Raw genomic sequence first — 18,024 nt, 5'->3', positions numbered from 1 at the left:
GCCTCAGTGCCCCGAGACGGCGTGCGCGGTGTAGGGCCGCTCCAGCTCCTCGATCTCCTTGTCGGTGAGCTCCAGTTCGACGGCGGCCACCGCGTCGTCGACGTGGTGCGGCTTCGCGGCGCCAATGATCGGGGCCGTCACCGTGTCCTGGTGCAGCAGCCAGGCGAGGGCGACCTGCGCCCGCGGCACGCCCCGGTCGTGCGCGATCCGGGTGACGGCCTCGACGATGGTGCGGTCGCCCTCCGGGTAGAGACGGCTGCCGAAGTCGTCCTGCGCGCTGCGCTCGGTGGTGGTGTCCCAGTCCCGGGTGAGACGACCGCGGGCGAGCGGGCTCCACGGCAGTACGCCGACGCCCTGGTCCGCGCAGAGCGGCAGCATCTCGCGCTCCTCCTCGCGGTAGAGGAGGTTGTAGTGGTTCTGCATGGACACGAACCGGGTCCAGCCGTTCAGCCGGGCCGTGTACTGCGCCTTGGAGAACTGCCACGCGTACATAGAACTCGCCCCGAGGTAGCGCACCTTGCCCGCCTTGACCAGGTCGTGCAGCGCCTCCATCGTCTCCTCGATCGGCGTGTCGGGGTCCCAGCGGTGGATCTGGTAGAGGTCGACGTAGTCGGTGCCGAGCCGGCTGAGGCTGTGGTCGATCTCGGTCATGATCGCCTTGCGGGAGAGCCCGCCGCCGTTGGGGCCGGGCCGCATCCGGCCGTGCACCTTCGTCGCGAGCACGATCTCGTCACGGCGGGCGAAGTCCCTGAGCGCCTTGCCGACGATCTCCTCGCTGGTGCCGTCCGAGTAGACATTGGCCGTGTCGAAGAAGGTGATCCCGGCCTCCAGCGCCTGCCGGATCAACGGGCGTGACGCCTCCTCGTCGAGGGTCCACTCGTGCCTGCCCCGGTCGGGAAGGCCGTAGGTCATGCAGCCCAGACAGATCCGCGAGACGTCCAGGCCCGTGGAACCGAGCTTCACGTACTGCATCGTTGCTGCTCCTGCCGTCGGAGTGGGATGGCGAGGCGAGCGTACGTCTTCGCGCGTACTCCAACCGGGGTGCGGCGCGCGCCCGAGGCGCGCTCAGCGGTCGAGCAGGTCCAGGGCGCGCTCCCAGCGGAACGCGGCGCGATCCTCCTCGCCGGAGTACGGCTCGCCGAAGCGCACGCCCATCCCCCGCAGCCGTGTCAGGCTGTCGTGGTAGGCGGGATGGGCGGCCAGCGCGTCGGCGACGCACGGCAGGACCGCGACGGGCACACCGAGGCCGTACGCCTCGCAGAGGGTGGCGACGGCGAGGGTGTCGGCCAGGCCGGCCGCCCACTTGTTGACGGTGTTGAAGGTGGCCGGCGCCACCACCACGGCGTCCGGCGGCGGGAACGGGCGTGCCTCGCCCGGCGTGCGCCACGCGGAGCGGACGGGGCGGCCGGTCAGGGCCTCAACGGCGGCGGCGTCGAAGAAGCCGCCCATGGCGACGGGCGTCGCGATGACGCCCACCTCCCAGTCGCGCTCGCGCGCGGCGCCGATCAGCACGCCGACGTCCGCGGCGACCCCGGCGGCGCAGACGACGACGTAGAGGAAGGGCTTGCCGTCCTGTTCGGTCATCCGGGAACCCTACTGAACCGGGAAGGACCAGCCCCTCTCGGCCTCCGGCCGGGGACCGTGGATGCGGCGCTCGCTCTCCTCGATGGGCACGTCGTTGATGCTCGCCTCGCGCCGGGTCATCAGGCCGTCGTCGTCGAACTCCCACAGCTCGTTGCCGTAGGACCGCCACCACTGGCCGTCGGCGTCCCGGCACTCGTACTGGAAGCGGACCGCGATGCGGTTGCCGTCGAACGCCCACAGGTCCTTGCGCAGGGCGTACTCCTGCTCGCGGCGCCACTTCGCGGTGAGGAACTCCACGATCCGGTCGCGGCCGGTGAGGAAGGCGTCGCGGTTGCGCCAGACCGAGTCCTCGGAGTAGGCGAGCGCCACCCGGTGGGGGTCACGGGTGTTCCAGGCGTCCTCGGCGGCCTGCACCTTCTGGGCGGCGGTCTCGCGGGTGAAGGGCGGCAGGGGCGGGCGGGTGGTCATGAGGGCTCCTCGGCGATCGGGGCCGGCAGTGGAGAACGCGCGTTCTCCCCGTAACTGCTACCGTAGGAGAACGCTCGTTCTCACGTCAAGGGAGTGGTCGCCCCATGGACAGCGAAGTCGCCCGGGAGCGGGTGCTGGACGCCGCGGAGCGGCTGTTCTACGGGCAGGGCGTGCGCAGCGTCGGCATGGACGACGTGCGCGGCGCCTCCGGGGTCTCGCTGAAGCGGCTGTACCAGCTGTTCCCGGCGAAGGAGCAGCTGGTCGAGGCGTACCTGGAGCGGCGCGACCTGCGCTGGCGGGGGCGGCTCGCCGCGTACGTGGCGACCCGCGAGGAGCCCCGGGAGCGGATTCTGGCCGTCTACGACTGGCTGGCGGAGTGGTTCGGCGAGGACGACTTCCGCGGCTGCGCCTGGATCAACGCGTTCGGCGAACTGGGCGCCGTCTCCGACCTGGTGGCCGGGCAGGTGCGGGCGCACAAGAAGCACTTCCACGACTACGTCGCCGGTCTGGTGGCCGACGCCGGGCTGCCCGCCGCGCTCACCGGGCCGCTGTTCCTGCTGGCGGAGGGCGCCATGGTCACCGCCGGGATCACGGGGAGCACGGAGCCCGCCGCGCAGGCGCGTGAAGGGGCGCGGCTGCTGCTGGCCTCGGATGTCACCTCGGCCGGGGCCGGTTCGTCGGGAAGGTGACGGAGCGGAGCGGCCGAAGAGAGGTGACCCATGGGCGGCCGGGAGGAGCTGGCGGCGCGCTTCGAGGCGGAGCGGGGGCGCTTGCGGGCGGTCGCGTACCGGATGCTGGGCTCGCCCGACGAGGCGGACGACGCCGTCCAGGAGGCCTGGCTGCGGCTGAGCCGCGCCGACGGCGACGGCATCGGCAACCTCGCGGCCTGGCTGACCACGGTCGTGTCCCGGATCTGCCTCGACATGCTGCGGGCGCGCACGGCCCGGCGCGAGGAGCCGTACGGCCGGGAGGCCGACGGCGACGGCGACGTGCCCGAGGACGAGGCGGTGCTCGTCGACTCGGTGGGACGGGCGCTGCTGGTCGTGCTGGACACGCTGGGGCCGGCCGAGCGGGTCGCGTTCGTCCTGCACGACCTGTTCGCCGTGCCCTTCGAGGACGTCGCCCGCGTCGTCGGCCGTTCGCGGCCGGCAGCGAAGAAGCTGGCCAGCCGCGCCCGGCAGAAGGTGCGGGGCACGCCGGCGCTGCCCGCCGCCGAGGTGGACCGGCACCGGCGGGTCGTCGAGGCGTTCCTGGCCGCCGCGCGGGGTGGCGACATCGCCGCGCTGCTGGACGTGCTGGCCCCGGACGTGGTGCGCCGGGCCGACCCCGCCGTCCTGCCGCCCGGGGTCGCTCCCGAGCTGCGGGGCGCCCGGGCGGTGGCCGAGGGGACGGTGCGGCTGCGCGAGCGGTCCCGGTACGCGGCCACCGCCCTCCTCGACGGCCGTGTCGGCATCGTCGTCGCCCCGCGCGGACGGCTGCTGCTCGCCCTCACGGTCACCGTCGAGGGCGACCGGATCGGCGCGTACGAGGTCGTCGCCGCCCCGGAGCGGCTGCGGCGGCTGGAGCCGGCGGTGCTCGACGGACTCAGCTCTCCGTGAGGGCCCGGGCCACCGCCAGGCTGTCCTCGTGCACGTGGTGGCGGACGATCCGGCCGTCCTCGACGGTGCGGTGCGGCGCGCCCCGGGCGCGGTAGGAGCGTCCGGTGGGGCGGGCCCTCTGGCGGATCCCGCCGAGCACGACGCCGTCGGGGCCGTCGACGAGAACGCGCTCGATGGTGTCCGCGGTGCCGGGGACGTGGTGGGCGGCCGGCTCGCGGTAGTGGGCGGCGGCGTCGCCGCGCCTTCGGGCGGCGGCCGGCGGGGTGGGTGTCCGACTGTGCCGCCGGCGCGCGGCCGGAGCGATGACGCCCGAGGTAATCGGGGTGACCGGAGTGTCGGCCGGGGTGGATGAATCCCGCGTTTGTCAGTGTTGGGGCTCCGTGAAGGAGCGACTTCGGTACGCAGAGGGGACGGTTGCCATGCCACTTGAGGGCGAGTACGAGCCCAGTCCGACGCAATGGGTGCGTGAGCAGGTGGAGTTGTACGAGAGCTCCGGCGGTACTCGGGGAACGACGCTGCTGGACACCGGATTGCCCGTCGTCGTGCTGACGACCCGGGGCGCGCGCAGCGGCAAGATCCGCAAGACGCCGCTGATGCGGGTCGAGCACGAGGGGCGTTACGCCGTCGTGGCGTCGCTGGGCGGGGCGCCCAAGCACCCGGTCTGGTACCACAACGTCAAGGCCGATCCGCACGTGGAGCTCCAGGACGGCCCGGCCAAGCGGGACATGACGGCCCGGGAGGTCACCGGCGAGGAGAAGGCGCGGTGGTGGGAACGCGCCGTGGCCGCGTATCCGCCGTACGCCGACTACCAGAAGAAGACCGAGCGTGAGATCCCGGTGTTCGTGCTGGAGCCGCTCGACGCGGGCTGAGCCGGCCCTCGTGGGCGCCGGCACCGTCGCCGACCGGGGGCTTCCGGCTCGCTCGGTGATTTACGGGACCGGGGTGCATGGAGGCGCGGGTGCCGGGCACCCGTACGTCAGGCCCCGCCGCGTTCCCCCGTCGCGGCGGGGCTTTCCCGTGCCTCCTGGGCGGGCCGGTCGGTCACGTCGAGGAAGATCTGGCGCGCCTCGGGCACGGTCCGGGCGATCGACCGCTTGATGCGTACGGCGACCTCCTCGACCCGCTCGCTGTCCAGGCCGGGCACCAGGTCGACGCGGGCCGCCACCAGCGCGGAGTCGACGCCGGTCTTCATCGTGAACAGCGCCTCCACGCTGTCTATCTCGGGCTGCGCCCGGAGCAGCGAACGGATCCTGCCGCTCGCCTCCGGGTCCGCCGCCTCACCGATCAGCTGGGCGCGGGCGTCCTTGCCGAGGTGGTAGGCGACGTACACCAGCAGCGCGCCGATGGCGAGCGAGGCGGACGCCTCCCACACCACCTCGCCGGTGGCCATGTGCAGCGCCATGCCGGTGAGGGCCAGGGTCACGCCGAGCACCGCGGTGCCGTCCTCGGCCACGACGGTGCGCAGGGCGGGGTCGCGCAGGCCGTCGGCGACGCCCTGCTCGCGCAGTTGGTGCAGGGCGCGCAGCAGGGACGCTCCCTCGGCGAGGAAGGCGACCCCGAGGACCACCATGCCGGCCACATAGCCGCCGAAGCTCTCCTCGGTGCCCTTGGTGAGGGCCTCGACGCCCTGGAGGACGGAAAAGCAGCCGCCCATGACGAAGATCCCGACGGCCGCCAGCAGCGACCAGAAGAACCGCTCCTTGCCGTAGCCGAAGGGGTGCCGCCGGTCGGCGGGGCGGCGGCTGCGGCGCAGGGCGGCCAGCAGGAAGACCTCGTTCAGGCTGTCGGCCACGGAGTGCGCCGCCTCCGACAGCAGCGCGGGCGACCCGGCGACCACGCCGCCGATCGCCTTGGCGACCGCGATCACCAGGTTCGCCGCGAGCGCGACCAGCACGGTGACGCGGGTCTTACGGTCGGCCTGGTGGTCGGTCGCGGTGTCGGTTCTGCCGTCGGTCCCGTCGTCGGTCAGGGGGACGGTCTCGCGGTCGGCCGGGGCGTCGGCCCGCCGGTCGGTCGGGGGATCGTTCCTGGGATCCGAACTCCTCCTGCGGGCCTCGGCCCGGTGGTCGTCTCCGTCCTTCGATGATTCCGTCGATGTCCCGCTCACCACCGCCGCTTGCCCCCGTCGCAGCGGATCACACCGTGCCGGTGGCGGAAACGGGGGAACTCGGGGAACTCGATCCGCAGCATTGCCCACGGCAGGGAGGAGAGAGGCCATGAGCGGCCAGGGAGACGGGAAGGGCGCCGGCAACAGCGCGTACGGCCAAAAGCCGTTCCGGCGGTCCCGCAGCCACTTCGCGGACCGGATCACGGCGGACGGCCGGGACGGCTGGCCGGTGGCGGCCGCGCGTTACCGTCTGGTCGTCAGCCGTGCCTGTCCGTGGGCGAGCCGGGCGGTGATCTCACGCCGGCTGCTGGGGCTGGAGGCGGCCGTGTCGATGGCCGTCGCCGACCCGGTCCAGGACGACCGCAGCTGGCGCTTCACCCTCGACCCGGACGGCCGTGACCCCGTGCTCGGCATCCGCTTCCTCGGCGAGGCCTACGACCAGCGCGAGACCGGCTACCCGGGCGGTGTCAGCGTGCCGGCCGTCGTCGACGTACCCACCGGACAGCTGGTCACCAACGACTACCAGCAGATCACCCTGGACTTCGCCACCGAGTGGACCACCCTGCACCGGGACGACGCGCCGGACCTGTACCCGGACAAGCTGCGGGACGAGATCGACGAGGTGATGGCGAGGATCTACGAGGACGTCAACAACGGCGTGTACCGGGCCGGTTTCGCCACCGGGCAGGCGGAGTACGAGGCCGCCTGCGCGGACGTCTTCCGGCGGCTGGAGCTGCTGACGCCGCGGCTGGCCCGGCAGCGCTATCTGGTCGGCGACACGATCACCGAGGCGGACATCCGGCTGTTCACCACACTGGTGCGTTTCGACGCGGTCTATCACGGCCACTTCAAGTGCAACCGATGGAAGCTCACGGAGAACGAGGTGCTCTGGGCCTACGCTCGCGACCTGTTCCAGACGCCCGGCTTCGGGGACACGGTCGACTTCGACCACATCAAGCGGCACTACTACCAGGTGCACACGGGCATCAACCCGACCGGCATCGTGCCGCTCGGCCCGGACCTCACGGGCTGGCTGACGCCGCATCACCGCGAGCAGCTCGGCGGGCGCCCGTTCGGGGACGGCACCCCGCCGGGGCCGGTGCGCCCCGGTGAGGAGGTCCCGGCGACCGGCCGGCCCTGACCCCGCTTCCCGTCTTTCACGTCCCCATCTCGTACGTCCACATCGCGAATGTGAGGAGACCCAGGTGGCCAAGAAAAAGAAGAAGCAGAAGCTGCCCCTCGCCTACCAGCCCGTCGGATGGGTGCTCGGGTGGGCCGGCGGGTGGCTGGCCGGTATGGCCTTCCGCAAGACGTGGATGGCCATCCGGCACGAGGAGGACGCACCGGACGCGCTGGACCCGGACCGCGGCTGGGGCGAGGTCCTGCTGGCCGCGGCGGTCCAGGGCGCCATCTTCGCCGCCGTGCGCAGCGCCGTGGACCGCGGTGGCGCCAAGGCCATCGAGCGTTCTACCGGTGTGTGGCCGGCGACGCAAAAGGGCGGCCGGGACTGATCCCGGCCCTGTTCAGCCCTGCTTCGGCGCCGTGGGCAGGGCACGACGCAGGGTGAAGGAGTGACCCGCCGGGTCGGCGTAGCCGCGTTCCTCGAACGGCCCGGCGGAGTCCTTCGTGTCCACGGGGCGCCCGCCCAGCGAGACGATCCTGCGTTCGGCCGCGTCCATGTCCGTCACCACGAACTCCAGGTGCACCTGCAGGGAGTTCTCGGGGCGCGGCCAGCTCGGCGGGGTGGCGTTGACGTCGCGCCGGAAGGCCAGGCGAGTGCCGTCGGGACTCCTGATCTCCACGCGGTTGGCGGTCGCGTCGGTCTCCTCCGCCCCCATCAGCTCCTTGTAGAACACGGCGAGCTTCTCGGGCTCGGCGCAGTCGAGCACCATGACGCCCGCGGTCACCTCTGACATGTCTCCTCCGAAGGGTCAAGGGGCAGGGGACGGTGCTGTCCCGCCGCCCTGTCCTTGCGGATATCCCGGCCCGCCGGATTCAGGCGCCTGCGGGCACCCTCCGCGCTCCGGGGCGCATCCTCACCTGCCGTGCGTCTGACGGGCGGTGGGAGCGCAGGCAGCTCAAGTTTCCAGTGCGGTGACCCCGCGCGCCGCCGACGAGCCGTGCACCGACGCGTCGGCGGTTCACTTGCAGCCCAGCCCCGGTGTCACTCGCGGCCAGGACTCCACGCCACCCGGTGTGCGCACGTACACGGCCGACGTGTCGCCGGTCAGCCACAGGTGGCGTTCTCCGTCGTGGCGGCCGGTGTCGCGTGCCTCGGCGGGCAGGCGGGTGTCCGCGACGTAGGGGGCGATAAGCGCGGTGGCGGGCAGTGCGCCCTCGGGATCGCGGGCGTAGGTGCCCCGGGGGGTCTGCAGGAAGGTGACCGACTGCCAGTCGCAGTGGGCGTCGCCCTCGATGGTGTGCAGCTCCGCGAAGGGCACGCGGTGACCGCGGGCGTCGGTCCAGATGTCGTAGGGCTGGGTGTCGGTGAAGGACGCGGGGAGTTCGGCCGGGTCACAGACGGCGCTTGTCTCCGGGCCCCAACCCGGCGAGTCGGGGCGGTCCTTGGCGACCACGACCGCGACCTTGGTCCTGCCGCCCACGTCGAAGGAGTACAGGACGCGGTCGCCCTCACGGCGTTCCACGCGGTAGCCGTGGTCCGGTACCTCGGGCTGTTCCAGCGCGAAGTGGGCCGCCAGGCCCTCTTCCGGCGTGGCGCCCCCGTCGTCCCGGCTCCAGCCGCCGCTCGGCCCGCCCGTGTGGATCGGCCCGTCGCACTCCAGCGCCCGGGCCGCCGCGCCCGCCTCCAGGTGCACGGCCTGTTCGGTGTGTTCGCCGGTGGCCCGCGCCGGGATGTGCAGGGGGCCGTCGTAGGGCCGCGCGGGGGGTGTGCCCGTGATCACCAGGTCCTCCCGGCCGGCGGGGTCCGCGGCGCACCCCGCCGCCGTCGCCGCCACCAGCACCGTCACCGCCGCCGTCCGCCGCCCTCTGCGCATGTGCCCCCCTCTGCTCCGTGCGTCCGTCGCTCCTCCGACGCCGCGGCCGTCCGGAACGTTCGCTCAGCGCGCGCTCTGGAACGTACGGCGGTACGCCTGCGGTGAGACGCCGATGGCGGCGTGCAGGTGCTGGCGCAGGGACGCGCCCGTGGCGAAGCCGACCTGGCCGGCGATGCGGTCGACGGTGAGGTCGCTGGACTCCAGCAGGTGCCGGGCGCGGGCGACGCGCTGCTGGATGAGCCAGCGGCCGGGGCTGACGCCCACCTCGTCGTGGAAGCGGCGGGCGAAGGTGCGCAGGCTCATCCGGGCGTGTCCGGCGAGGTCGGACAGGGTCAGCGGCTCGCCGAGGCGCTCCAGGGCCCAGGCGCGGGTGGCGGCCGTGCTAGCGGCGCCGGCCTCGGGCACGGGCTGCTCGATGTACTGGGCCTGGCCGCCGTCCCGGAAGGGCGGCACCACACAGCGCCGCGCGACCGCGTTGGCGAGCCGGTGGCCGTGGTCCTTGCGCACGAGATGCAGGCAGACGTCGACGCCGGAGGCGGCCCCGGCGGAGGTGAGGACCGGGTCGTCGTCGACGAAGAGCACGTCGGGGTCGAGGTCGATGTGCGGGTACAACTCCCGGAACCAGTCGGCCAGCTGCCAGTGCGTGGTCGCCCTGCGGCCGTCCAGCAGGCCCGCGGCGGCCAGCACGAACGCGCCGGTGCAGATCGAGACGATGCGGGTGCCGGGCCGGATCCGGGCGAGCGCGGCCCGCACCTCGTCCGGGACGCCGCCGATGAGGAACTCCGGCGCCACGGCCGCGACGACCACCGTGCCGGCCGTGGCCAGGGCCTCGGGACCGTGCTCCACGGTGACCGAGAAGTCGGCGTTGGTACGCACCGGTCCGCCGTCGGCGCTGCACGTCACCACCTCGTACCGGCCGTCGGCCGCGCCGAGGATCCGGCTCGGGATGCCCAGTTCGAAGGGATAGACGCCGTCGAGGGCCAGGACGACGACCCGTTCCGGTTCCGCACGCTGCATGGCACGATCCTATCGAAGCTTGGCAATCGTGCCATTTTCCGAGCGCGCGGACCCGGGCAGGCTGGGCCACCATGAGCGATGTGAACACCATGCGAGCCATCCGTCAGGACGTCCTCGGCGGCCCCGAGGTACTCAAGGAAGTCCAGGTCCCGCGGCCGAGGCCCCGGCCGAACGAGGTGCTGGTCCGGGTGCGGGCCGCCGGCGTCAACCCCACCGACTGGAAGCACCGCGCCACCGGCGGCTTCCTCGGCGAGCCGCCCTTCACCCTCGGCTGGGACGTCTCCGGCGTCGTCGAGGAGACCGGCATCGGCGTGGCCCTCTTCCAGCCCGGTGACGAGGTCTTCGGCATGCTGCCCTACCCCTTCGGCCACGGCTCGCACGCGGAGTACGTCATCGCCCCGGCCCGCGCCCTCGTCGCCAAGCCCGCCGGGATCGACCACACGCAGGCGGGCGCGCTGCCGCTGGTCTCCCTGACCGCGTGGCAGGCGCTGGTCGAACGGGCGGACCTGCGACCGGGCCGGCGGGTGCTGATCCACGCCGCTGCGGGCGGCGTCGGGCACGTGGCGGTGCAGATCGCCAAGGCCCGCGGCGCGTACGTGATCGGCACGGCGAGCGCGGGCAAGCACGACTTCCTGCGCGAGATCGGCGTGGACGAGCCGGTCGACTACCGCGCGACCGACTTCGAGCAGGCCGTGCAGGACGTCGACGTCGTGCTGGACACCATCGGCGGCGACCACTCCGTGCGCTCGCTGCGCGTACTGCGTCCGGGCGGCATCGTGGTGTCGATCCTGCCGGTCGGGTCGGACGACTTCTTCACGGAGGCCGCGCGGCTCGGCGTACGGGCCGTCCGGATGCTCGTCGACGCCGACCACCACGGCATGCAGGAGATCGCCGGGCTGGTCGAGGACGGCCGGCTGCGCCCGACGATCGCGGGGACCTTCCCCCTGGCCGAGGCGGCCAAGGCGCACGAGATCGGCGGCACCGGCCGGACCACGGGGAAGCTGGTGCTGCTCGCCGACTGACCCCCGCCCGAGGGATGGCCCCGGCCCGCCCTCGTCGTCGCACTTCGCTCACGTCGCGAAGAAACTCGGTCGCATTTCGAAGACATATGTCAATCGAACATGCTGGAATGCTTCCCATCGGGGGTAACTTGCAGAGTGGGTCCCGTAGTTGGGGCCCACGGGTGCCGGTGGGAGGGGTGGTCGAGGTGGAACGGAACGCCGCGCCGCCCACCCGGCATCTGCGGGTCCACCGGGAGCAGGGCCACACCGTCCTGGAGTTCCGCGGGGAGATCGACATCGCCGCGGCGGCGGAGATCCTCCCCCATCTGGACGACGTGACGGCGCGGCCCGGGGCCCGCATCGTGATCGACCTCAGCCCGGTCGAGTTCTTCGACTGCTCCGGACTGCGGCTGCTGTACCGGGCGCGCAGCCGGGTGGCCGACCACGACGGGCGGCTGCACCTGGTGTGCGCCCACCCGATGACCCTGCGCGTCCTGCGGGTCACCGGGCTGCACAGGGTGCTGCCGCCGCTGCCCACGCTGGACGAGGCCCTGCGGCAGCCCCGGACGCCCTCGGTCTGAGCCCCGGCACGCCGGCGCGCTCCCCCGTCTCCCCTCCGGCACCCGCAACGGTCGTACATCGGTCAACCGACGGGACTGCCGCGGAGTTTGGCGGGCATGGAGGAGAGCAGGAAGGAGGACCGTCGAATGACGACTTCCACGAAGCGCCTCCCCCGGCGCATGCCCGGCTGGGCGAAGGCGCTGAGCGCCGTCGTCCTGGTGCTCGTCGTGCTGTTCGCCGGGATCCGGCTGAGCGTACTGCCGGGCCTGAAGGACCTGTTCGGCACGGAGACGCACGACCGTTCGGGGCCGGCCCTGCTCAAGTCCATCCAGGACATCAGCCGTTACGACGCCGCCTCCGGCAACTTCCAGGTCGTCGTGGACCTGGAGAAGGACGCCAAGTACCTGCCCGACGCCGTCCGCGGCACCCGCACCCTGTACGTCGGGGCGGGCACCGTCGACGCCTACGTCGACCTCGGCAAGGTCGGCGAGGACGACGTGACGGTCGACGAGGACCGCACGTCCGCAACGCTGCGACTGCCGCACGCGGCACTCGGCGAGCCGGCCCTCGACCCCGACCGCTCCTACGCCGTCTCCAAGCAGCGCGGGCTGCTCGACCGGCTCGGCGACCTGTTCTCGGACAACCCCAACGGCGAACAGGCCGTGCAGCAGCTCGCGGTGCGCCACATCCGGGACGCGGCGAAGGAGAGCGAGCTCACCGCGCGCGCGGAGAGCAACACCACCGACATGCTCGAAGGACTCCTGGGGTCCCTCGGCTTCAAGGAGGTCAAGGTCACGTACGGAACCTGACGACGCGGCGAGGACGCCGGGCGGCACGGGGCGACGGCGCAGCCGCCCACGTCGGCGGCGGCCCACCGTCGCCGCCGGTCCCCGCCCGCGTCATGGCCGCCACGACGGCCGGCCGTTCGCCGTCCGGTACTCACGCGGCGCGCGCCGCCGGAGCGGCCACGGTCGCGGCGGTGCCACGGCGAGCTGCAGCGCGTCGATCGCGGTGACCAGGGCCGGCCACAGCGCACCGGGCGCGGCCCACGAGGCCGGCCCCACGGCCACCGCGAGGGCGTCTACGCCGGGTCGTCGGGCAGCCGTGTCCGCGGGCTTCCCGGGTCGCCACGCGTCGACGAATCCGCACCGCATCTCTGCCGTATCCGGGGGTAACCGCCTTTAGGCGCAGGCAAGTTGAACTCTGGAGGAGGACCGAGTGGCCCGTGCAGCCCTGCTGTCCCGTGTTCTGTCGCGTCCGCGGCCCGCCGACGGATCCGCGAGGTCTTCCGCGTGGTGGAAGCCCGGCGCCAGGTGGAGGCCCGGAGCCAAGGGCAAGCCCGGAGCCAAGGAGAAGCCCTCCACCCGGTGGAGGTTCGGCGCCGGGCCGAAGTCCGCGGGCGAGTCGAGGCGCGCCGCCAGGTCGAAGCCCGCCGCGCGGCGGGAGCCGAGGGAGCGGCGGCCGCTGTCCTCCCTGATCGGCCGGGCGCTGGCCATGGCGTGCGCCTTCGCCTTCATGGTGGCGTTCGCCGTGGTGCTGGCCCGGCTGACCCTGCAGCCCTCCCCCGCGTCCGAGGCGCTGACGCACAGCAACCTGCGTCCGGGCGACTCCCTGCGGGCCTATCTGGACCAGCCGCAACTGCGCGACGCGGTGAAGCAGATCGGCGGCAACCTGCTGCTCGGGGTGCCCTTCGGTGTGCTGGTACCGGTACTCGCGCCCCGCTCACGGGGAATCCTCCGGGTAGCACTGCTCACCGCGGTCGTGATGCTGACGGTGGAGCTGGCACAGGGGGCGATGATCACGGGCCGCGCCTTCGACATCGACGACGTCATCCTCAACACGACGGGTGCGCTGGCCGGGTATCTGCTGGTGGGGCGCCGGCTCGGGCGGACGGTGCACGCGCGGCACTGACGGCCGGAGTCCTGGTCCAGTCCAAGGTATTGACGGACTCTTACCTCATCTCTTGAATCAAGGGGAGTCCTTCACCCCCCACCTCAGTCGGCGCTCCCGTGCGCGGAGCGCCGTACGGAAGGGAAGGCCGTGGCTTCCCCACGACTGCTCCGCAGATGCCTGCTCGGCGCGCTGTCCGCCGCACTGCTCGCCTCCGCCGCCGTCGCCGCGCCCGCCCAGGCGGAGCCGGCCGACACGCGGGCGGAGCCGGCCGCCGTCCAGGCCGTCACGTTCTCCGACACCTTCGACGGCCCCGCCGGCGCGGCGGTCGACTCCTCGAAGTGGCAGATCGAGACCGGCGACAACGTCAACAACCACGAGCGGCAGTACTACACGTCCGGCACCAACAACGCCGCGCTCGACGGCCAGGGCCGTCTGGTCATCACCGCCCGGCGGGAGAACCCGGCGAACTACCAGTGCTGGTACGGCCGTTGCGAGTACACCTCGGCGCGGCTCAACACCGCCGGGAAGTTCACCGCGCAGTACGGGCACGTCGAGGCCCGGATGAAGATCCCGCGCGGGCAGGGCATGTGGCCGGCGTTCTGGATGCTCGGCAACGACCTCGGGCAGGTCGGCTGGCCGAACTCGGGCGAGATCGACGTCATGGAGAACGTCGGTTTCGAGCCGTCCACGGTGCACGGCACGATCCACGGTCCGGGCTACTCCGGCTCCGGCGGCATCGGCGCGGCGTACACGCTGCCGAACGGGCAGGCCTTCGCGGACGGCTTCCACACCTTCGCCGTCGACTGGGCGCCCGACTCCATCACCTGGTCCGTGGACGGCACCGTGTACCAGCGCCGGACACCCGCCGACCTCGGCGGGCGGGCCTGGGTGTTCAACAAGCCCTTCTTCCTGATCCTGAACCTGGCGGTCGGCGGCTACTGGCCGGGCGACCCGGACGGGTCCACCGTCTTCCCCCAGCAGCTCCTGGTGGACCACGTGTCGGTGACCACGAGCGACTCGGCGACCGGCGTCGCGATCAGGGGACTGGCCGGCAAGTGCGTGGACGTCGCCGGGGCCGACTCCGCCAACGGCACCCCCGTCCAGCTCTACGACTGCAACGGCACCGCCGCGCAGCGCTGGACCGTCGGCCCGGACGGGACGATCCGGGCGCTCGGCAAGTGCCTGGACGTCGCGGGCGGCGGCACGGCGGACGGGACGGCCGTCCAGCTGTGGGACTGCAACGGCACCGCCGCCCAGAGGTGGGTCGTCACGGCGGCGCGGGACATCGTCAACCCCCAGGCCGACAAGTGCCTGGACGTCACCGGCAACAACGCGGCCAATGGCACGCGGCTGCAGATCTGGACCTGCACGGGCGGCGCGAACCAGAAGTGGACCGTCGGGTGATCAACGCCTGCGCGGGGTCCAGGTGAACTTGTCGCCGCCGACCCAGCGCACCACGTCCGGGTCGTCCAGGTCGTGGACCGTGATGCCGAAGGCTGCGGCGGTCTCCAGGACGTCGGTGAGGGCCCGCGCCGCACCGACCACCTCACCGTCGATCTCCACGATGCGGAAGGGCGGACTGCCGGGCTGGACGCCGAGCACCATGATCCGCGGGTGGGAGATGTAGGGGCTCGCGATTTCGGTCATGACATAGAGCGTAGAGCGGATCCGGCCATCACCGCCCCCCGCGGCGGCCGGGGCGGCGCCCGGGGGCCCGCAAGGGCTTCAGGGGCGCCGCCAGTCGTCCGTGGTCAGGTGGGAGCCCGCCTGCGGGCCCATGCGGAGCATGCCGCCGTCGACGCTCCAGGAGGCGCCGGTGACGTACGAGGCGTCCGGGCCGACGAGGAAGGCGATCACGGCGGCGACCTCGCGCGCGTCGCCCGGCCGGCCGAGCGGCACGCCGGGGCGCCGTTCGGTGCGCACGTCCGTGTCCTCATGCCCGGTCATCGGTGTGGCGATCTCGCCGGGGGCGACGGCGTTGACGGTGATGCCGTGCTCGGCGAGCTCCAGGGCCATGACCTGGGTGAGCAGGCCGAGGCCGCCCTTGGCGGCGCAGTACGGCGCGGCGCCCACCCGCGGCTGGTGCTCGTGCACCGACGTCACGTTCACGATCCGGCCCCCGTCGCCCTGCCGGATCATGTGCCGCGCCGCCCGCTGACCGCACAGGAACGGGCCGACGAGATCGACGTCGAGGACCTCGCGCACCGTGCTGAGCTCGAGGTCGAGGAAGGGGGTGGCCGTGCCCGTTCCGGCGTTGTTGACCAGGACGTCCAGCCGGCCGAGCGTCTCGCACAGCTCGTCGACGGTGTCCGCGGCCTCGGGCAGCCGCGTGAGATCCATCCGGGCGACGGCCGCCCGCCGGCCCGTGGCCCGCACCTCCTCGGCGGTCTCCTCGGCGCCCTTCTCGTCGCTGTGCCAGGTGATGCCGACGTCCAGCCCCGCCTCGGCCAGCCGGACGGCGGTGGCGCGTCCGATGCCGGAGTCGGCGCCGGTGATCAGGGCGACCTCGGGGTGGGGTGCGGTGGGGGCGGTCATGAAGGCCTCCGGCTGGACGACGTACAGGACGAGGCATCGCAGTACCCCGACGCGTACCGGACAAACCGTCCCGCCGCCGAGGCACGGCCCCGCCACCGGCCTTCCCGCACGGCACCGCCCGGCCCGGAACCCGGCACTCGGACCCCGCCGCGGCATCGAAGCTCGCCGTGCGGCCCCCCTGTGGCTGGGGAACCCTGGAGGGTGACTTTCGAGGAGGTGGCGATGGATCCCGTCGAGGCACTGGGCCGGATCGCCTTCCTGCTGGAGCGGTCGCTGGCGCCGACGTACCGCGTCCGCGCCTTCCGCACCGCCGCACGTGTGGTCGCCGACCTGCCCGAGGACGAACTGCGGGCGCGCGTGGCGGCGGGTTCGCTGGAGTCCCTCAAAGGCATCGGGCCGAAGACGGCGCAGGTGGTGCGGGAGGCGCTGGCCGGGCAGGTGCCGGGCTACCTGACGCAGCTGGAGGACGAGGCCGGGCGGGAGCGGCCGGTGCGGGGCGGGGAGCGGTTGCTGGCCCGGCTGCGCGGGGACTGCCATGTGCACTCCGACTGGTCGGACGGCGGCAGCCCCATCGACGAGATGGGGCGCGCGGCCGCGGGGCTCGGCCACGAGTGGACCGCGCTCACCGACCACTCCCCCAGGCTGACGGTGGCGCGCGGGCTGTCGGCGGAGCGGCTGCGCGAGCAACTGGACGTGGTGGCCGCCCTCAACGAGACGTGGGCGCCGTTCCGGCTGCTCACCGGCATCGAGTGCGACATCCTGGAGGACGGCTCGCTGGACCAGGACCCCCGGCTGCTCGCCCGGCTGGACGTCGTGGTGGTCTCCGTGCACTCCAAGTTGCGCATGGACGCCCGCTCGATGACCCGCCGCATGGTGCGGGCCGTGCGCGATCCGCACGCCGACATCCTCGGCCACTGCACCGGACGGCTGGTGACCGGGCGAGGGCGGCCGGAGTCGGCGTTCGACGCGGACGAGGTGTTCGCCGCGTGCGCCGAGTCCGGCACGGCCGTGGAAATCAACAGCCGCCCCGAGCGGCTCGACCCGCCCCGCCGGCTGCTGCGGCAGGCGCTGGCGGCGGGCGTGCTCTTCTCGATCGACACCGACGCGCACGCGCCGGGGCAGCTGGACTGGCAGATCAACGGCTGTGCCCGCGCGGAGGAGTGCGGCGTGCCCGCGGAACGAGTCGTGACCGCCTGGTCGGCCGACGAACTGCTGGCCTGGACACGCGAGGGTCGCGTACCGGCCGGGGTGGGATGAGACCCGATGTCTGCTTGGCCGCCCGTGCTCGTGGTACTCGAGTGACTGACGAGAGCCGATACGGCTGACCGAACGCAGACGCCGGTCACTGGGGCTGACGTGGGCCGATGAGGCCCTGAGGGCCCTGGGCCCGACGAGGAAGGGAGCGGAAGGACCGCCATGGATCGCGCCGCCGTGTTCGACGTCGACGGAACGCTCGTCGACACCAACCATCTGCATGTCGCGACCTGGTGGGAGGCCTTCCGGCAGGCGGGCCACCACGTCCCGATGCACGCCATCCACCGGGCGGTGGGCCTGGGTTCGTCGGACCTGATCGCGCACCTGCTCGGTGACGACCGGGACAAGGACCGGGACGACGAGCTGAGCACCGCCCACAAGGTCCTCTACGGGCAGTACTTCGACCGGCTGCCCGCGCTGCCCGACGCCGCACGGCTGCTGCGCCGGCTGCACCACGACGGCTGGAGCGTGGTCCTCGCGACCTCGGCGGGCGGCGCGGAGCTGACCGCGCTGCGCCGCGCGCTCGACGCGGACGAGGCGATCACCGCGACGGCAAGCGCGGACGACGTCGAGGAGGGCAAGCCCGCGCCCGAGCCTGTCGAACACGCCCTGGAACTCGCCGGGGTTCCGGCCGAGCGGGCCGTGTTCGTCGGCGACACCGTGTGGGACATGCGGGCCGGCAGCCGGGCCGGGGTGCGGTGCGTGGGGGTGCTGTGCGGCGGGATTCCGCGGGCCGACCTGGAGGAGGCGGGCGCCGACGCCGTCTTCGACGACCCCGCTCATCTGCTGGCGTCCCTGCCCGAGCTGAACCCGACCGGTGAGTGACGTACATCACCGCGCTGTGCGGCGAGCGACGGAACACCCGAGGACGGTTGCCTGTTGAACAACTCGTGGGTGCGGATGGGACAGTGTCCCCGGGCCTCACCTTTCGCCCACAGGGACGATCGTTCGGCTGAAGCCCTGTGGAGCCCTTCGCCGAGAGGCGACCGCCATCCGCGCCCACCCCAGTG

At 73.0% G+C, this 18,024-nt stretch carries 21 protein-coding genes and 1 pseudogene; 12 read left to right on the top strand and 10 right to left on the bottom strand.

Going from position 1 to position 18,024, the window contains the following annotated elements; translation table 11 throughout:
- Positions 1-3: 3 nt before the first annotated feature.
- The 3 genes from IPT68_RS33105 to IPT68_RS33095 form a co-directional block, all read right to left on the bottom strand.
- Positions 4-972 (bottom strand): aldo/keto reductase, encoded by a 969-nt coding sequence (locus IPT68_RS33105; protein WP_189700038.1) that lies wholly within the window; start codon positions 970-972, stop codon positions 4-6.
- A 93-nt stretch (positions 973-1,065) separates the two neighbouring features.
- Positions 1,066-1,584 carry a flavoprotein gene (locus tag IPT68_RS33100; protein ID WP_189700039.1) on the bottom strand — a complete coding sequence of 173 codons (519 nt, stop codon included), beginning with the start codon at positions 1,582-1,584 and terminating at the stop codon, positions 1,066-1,068.
- 9 nt (positions 1,585-1,593) lie between these two features.
- Positions 1,594-2,052, bottom strand: coding sequence for a nuclear transport factor 2 family protein (locus IPT68_RS33095; RefSeq protein WP_189700040.1), 459 nt, complete (start codon positions 2,050-2,052; stop codon positions 1,594-1,596).
- Between the two features lie 104 nt (positions 2,053-2,156).
- Here IPT68_RS33095 and IPT68_RS33090 point away from each other — a divergent pair, with 104 nt between their 5' ends.
- Together IPT68_RS33090 and IPT68_RS33085 are read left to right on the top strand one after the other, a co-directional pair.
- Positions 2,157-2,741, top strand: a complete 585-nt coding sequence (locus IPT68_RS33090; RefSeq protein ID WP_189700041.1) for a TetR/AcrR family transcriptional regulator — start codon at positions 2,157-2,159, stop codon at positions 2,739-2,741.
- Between the two features lie 30 nt (positions 2,742-2,771).
- The gene (locus IPT68_RS33085; protein WP_189700042.1) at positions 2,772-3,650 is read left to right on the top strand and encodes a sigma-70 family RNA polymerase sigma factor; all 879 of its coding nucleotides are present in this window, start codon (positions 2,772-2,774) and stop codon (positions 3,648-3,650) included.
- Here IPT68_RS33085 and IPT68_RS33080 read toward each other — a convergent pair.
- Positions 3,637-3,930: pseudogene (locus tag IPT68_RS33080) on the bottom strand (nuclear transport factor 2 family protein); the annotation flags it as partial. The gene IPT68_RS33085 and the pseudogene IPT68_RS33080 overlap by 14 nt on opposite strands.
- Before the next feature lie 139 nt (positions 3,931-4,069).
- Here IPT68_RS33080 and IPT68_RS33075 point away from each other — a divergent pair.
- The gene (locus tag IPT68_RS33075) at positions 4,070-4,519 is read left to right on the top strand and encodes a nitroreductase family deazaflavin-dependent oxidoreductase (RefSeq protein WP_189700043.1); all 450 of its coding nucleotides are present in this window, start codon (positions 4,070-4,072) and stop codon (positions 4,517-4,519) included.
- Positions 4,520-4,626: 107 nt separating this feature from the next.
- On the opposite strand, the gene IPT68_RS33070 is transcribed toward IPT68_RS33075, so the two are convergent.
- Positions 4,627-5,544, bottom strand: a complete 918-nt coding sequence (locus IPT68_RS33070) for a cation diffusion facilitator family transporter (RefSeq protein ID WP_189700177.1) — start codon at positions 5,542-5,544, stop codon at positions 4,627-4,629.
- A 322-nt stretch (positions 5,545-5,866) separates the two neighbouring features.
- On the opposite strand from IPT68_RS33070, the gene IPT68_RS33065 reads away from it, so the two are divergent.
- Together IPT68_RS33065 and IPT68_RS33060 are read left to right on the top strand one after the other, a co-directional pair.
- Positions 5,867-6,898, top strand: a complete 1,032-nt coding sequence (locus IPT68_RS33065) for a glutathione S-transferase family protein (protein ID WP_189700044.1) — start codon at positions 5,867-5,869, stop codon at positions 6,896-6,898.
- 64 nt (positions 6,899-6,962) lie between these two features.
- Positions 6,963-7,268 (top strand): DUF4235 domain-containing protein, encoded by a 306-nt coding sequence (locus tag IPT68_RS33060; RefSeq protein WP_189700045.1) that lies wholly within the window; start codon positions 6,963-6,965, stop codon positions 7,266-7,268.
- 12 nt (positions 7,269-7,280) lie between these two features.
- On the opposite strand, the gene IPT68_RS33055 is transcribed toward IPT68_RS33060, so the two are convergent.
- The 3 genes from IPT68_RS33055 to IPT68_RS33045 form a co-directional block, all read right to left on the bottom strand.
- Positions 7,281-7,673, bottom strand: coding sequence for a VOC family protein (locus IPT68_RS33055; RefSeq protein ID WP_189700046.1), 393 nt, complete (start codon positions 7,671-7,673; stop codon positions 7,281-7,283).
- A 225-nt stretch (positions 7,674-7,898) separates the two neighbouring features.
- Complete coding sequence (locus IPT68_RS33050; protein WP_189700047.1) at positions 7,899-8,753, bottom strand: hypothetical protein; 855 nt, start codon at positions 8,751-8,753, stop codon at positions 7,899-7,901.
- Between the two features lie 63 nt (positions 8,754-8,816).
- The gene (locus tag IPT68_RS33045) at positions 8,817-9,770 is read right to left on the bottom strand and encodes a GlxA family transcriptional regulator (RefSeq protein ID WP_189700048.1); all 954 of its coding nucleotides are present in this window, start codon (positions 9,768-9,770) and stop codon (positions 8,817-8,819) included.
- Positions 9,771-9,841: 71 nt separating this feature from the next.
- Here IPT68_RS33045 and IPT68_RS33040 point away from each other — a divergent pair, with 71 nt between their 5' ends.
- From IPT68_RS33040 to IPT68_RS33020, 5 genes are all read left to right on the top strand, one after another.
- Positions 9,842-10,792 (top strand): NADP-dependent oxidoreductase, encoded by a 951-nt coding sequence (locus tag IPT68_RS33040; protein ID WP_189700049.1) that lies wholly within the window; start codon positions 9,842-9,844, stop codon positions 10,790-10,792.
- Positions 10,793-10,899: 107 nt separating this feature from the next.
- Positions 10,900-11,352, top strand: coding sequence for an anti-sigma factor antagonist (locus IPT68_RS33035; protein ID WP_189700050.1), 453 nt, complete (start codon positions 10,900-10,902; stop codon positions 11,350-11,352).
- Between the two features lie 126 nt (positions 11,353-11,478).
- On the top strand, positions 11,479-12,141 hold the full coding sequence (locus IPT68_RS33030) for a DUF4230 domain-containing protein (RefSeq protein WP_189700051.1): 663 nt from the start codon (positions 11,479-11,481) through the stop codon (positions 12,139-12,141).
- A gap of 655 nt (positions 12,142-12,796) precedes the next feature.
- Positions 12,797-13,243 (top strand): VanZ family protein, encoded by a 447-nt coding sequence (locus tag IPT68_RS33025; protein ID WP_228040664.1) that lies wholly within the window; start codon positions 12,797-12,799, stop codon positions 13,241-13,243.
- Between the two features lie 129 nt (positions 13,244-13,372).
- On the top strand, positions 13,373-14,629 hold the full coding sequence (locus tag IPT68_RS33020; RefSeq protein WP_189700052.1) for a glycoside hydrolase family 16 protein: 1,257 nt from the start codon (positions 13,373-13,375) through the stop codon (positions 14,627-14,629).
- Here the strand turns inward: IPT68_RS33020 and IPT68_RS33015 are convergent, their stop codons facing one another.
- Both IPT68_RS33015 and IPT68_RS33010 read right to left on the bottom strand, forming a co-directional pair.
- Positions 14,630-14,872 (bottom strand): hypothetical protein, encoded by a 243-nt coding sequence (locus IPT68_RS33015; protein ID WP_189700053.1) that lies wholly within the window; start codon positions 14,870-14,872, stop codon positions 14,630-14,632. It lies immediately after the preceding gene.
- A gap of 78 nt (positions 14,873-14,950) precedes the next feature.
- A complete protein-coding gene (locus tag IPT68_RS33010) occupies positions 14,951-15,760 on the bottom strand; it encodes an SDR family oxidoreductase (protein WP_189700054.1) in 810 nt (269 codons plus the stop codon).
- 222 nt (positions 15,761-15,982) lie between these two features.
- Between IPT68_RS33010 and IPT68_RS33005 the strand changes: the two genes are divergently transcribed.
- Both IPT68_RS33005 and IPT68_RS33000 read left to right on the top strand, forming a co-directional pair.
- Positions 15,983-17,017: a PHP domain-containing protein gene (locus IPT68_RS33005; RefSeq protein WP_189700055.1), complete on the top strand. Its 1,035-nt coding sequence runs from the start codon at positions 15,983-15,985 to the stop codon at positions 17,015-17,017.
- Between the two features lie 159 nt (positions 17,018-17,176).
- The gene (locus IPT68_RS33000; RefSeq protein WP_189700056.1) at positions 17,177-17,839 is read left to right on the top strand and encodes an HAD family hydrolase; all 663 of its coding nucleotides are present in this window, start codon (positions 17,177-17,179) and stop codon (positions 17,837-17,839) included.
- Positions 17,840-18,024: the final 185 nt, after the last annotated feature.

Origin of the sequence: Streptomyces chromofuscus, from assembly GCF_015160875.1 — a bacterium.
Lineage (GTDB): Bacteria > Actinomycetota > Actinomycetes > Streptomycetales > Streptomycetaceae > Streptomyces > Streptomyces chromofuscus.
The sequence above is the reverse complement of the archived record's forward strand: the minus strand, read 5'-3'. Positions and strand labels throughout refer to the sequence as shown.

Bases quoted from the DNA above. Each gene is read 5' to 3' on its own strand.
- IPT68_RS33000 (WP_189700056.1), top strand. From the start codon at position 17,177: ATGGATCGCGCCGCCGTGTTCGACGTCGACGGAACGCTCGTCGACACC.
- IPT68_RS33075 (WP_189700043.1), top strand. From the start codon at position 4,070: ATGCCACTTGAGGGCGAGTACGAGCCCAGTCCGACGCAATGGGTGCGT.
- IPT68_RS33105 (WP_189700038.1), bottom strand. From the start codon at position 972: ATGCAGTACGTGAAGCTCGGTTCCACGGGCCTGGACGTCTCGCGGATC.
- IPT68_RS33055 (WP_189700046.1), bottom strand. From the start codon at position 7,673: ATGTCAGAGGTGACCGCGGGCGTCATGGTGCTCGACTGCGCCGAGCCC.
- IPT68_RS33090 (WP_189700041.1), top strand. From the start codon at position 2,157: ATGGACAGCGAAGTCGCCCGGGAGCGGGTGCTGGACGCCGCGGAGCGG.
- IPT68_RS33065 (WP_189700044.1), top strand. From the start codon at position 5,867: ATGAGCGGCCAGGGAGACGGGAAGGGCGCCGGCAACAGCGCGTACGGC.
- IPT68_RS33015 (WP_189700053.1), bottom strand. From the start codon at position 14,872: ATGACCGAAATCGCGAGCCCCTACATCTCCCACCCGCGGATCATGGTG.
- IPT68_RS33085 (WP_189700042.1), top strand. From the start codon at position 2,772: ATGGGCGGCCGGGAGGAGCTGGCGGCGCGCTTCGAGGCGGAGCGGGGG.
- IPT68_RS33100 (WP_189700039.1), bottom strand. From the start codon at position 1,584: ATGACCGAACAGGACGGCAAGCCCTTCCTCTACGTCGTCGTCTGCGCC.
- IPT68_RS33095 (WP_189700040.1), bottom strand. From the start codon at position 2,052: ATGACCACCCGCCCGCCCCTGCCGCCCTTCACCCGCGAGACCGCCGCC.
- IPT68_RS33050 (WP_189700047.1), bottom strand. From the start codon at position 8,753: ATGCGCAGAGGGCGGCGGACGGCGGCGGTGACGGTGCTGGTGGCGGCG.
- IPT68_RS33030 (WP_189700051.1), top strand. From the start codon at position 11,479: ATGACGACTTCCACGAAGCGCCTCCCCCGGCGCATGCCCGGCTGGGCG.
- IPT68_RS33040 (WP_189700049.1), top strand. From the start codon at position 9,842: ATGAGCGATGTGAACACCATGCGAGCCATCCGTCAGGACGTCCTCGGC.
- IPT68_RS33045 (WP_189700048.1), bottom strand. From the start codon at position 9,770: ATGCAGCGTGCGGAACCGGAACGGGTCGTCGTCCTGGCCCTCGACGGC.
- IPT68_RS33035 (WP_189700050.1), top strand. From the start codon at position 10,900: ATGCTTCCCATCGGGGGTAACTTGCAGAGTGGGTCCCGTAGTTGGGGC.
- IPT68_RS33005 (WP_189700055.1), top strand. From the start codon at position 15,983: ATGGATCCCGTCGAGGCACTGGGCCGGATCGCCTTCCTGCTGGAGCGG.
- IPT68_RS33010 (WP_189700054.1), bottom strand. From the start codon at position 15,760: ATGACCGCCCCCACCGCACCCCACCCCGAGGTCGCCCTGATCACCGGC.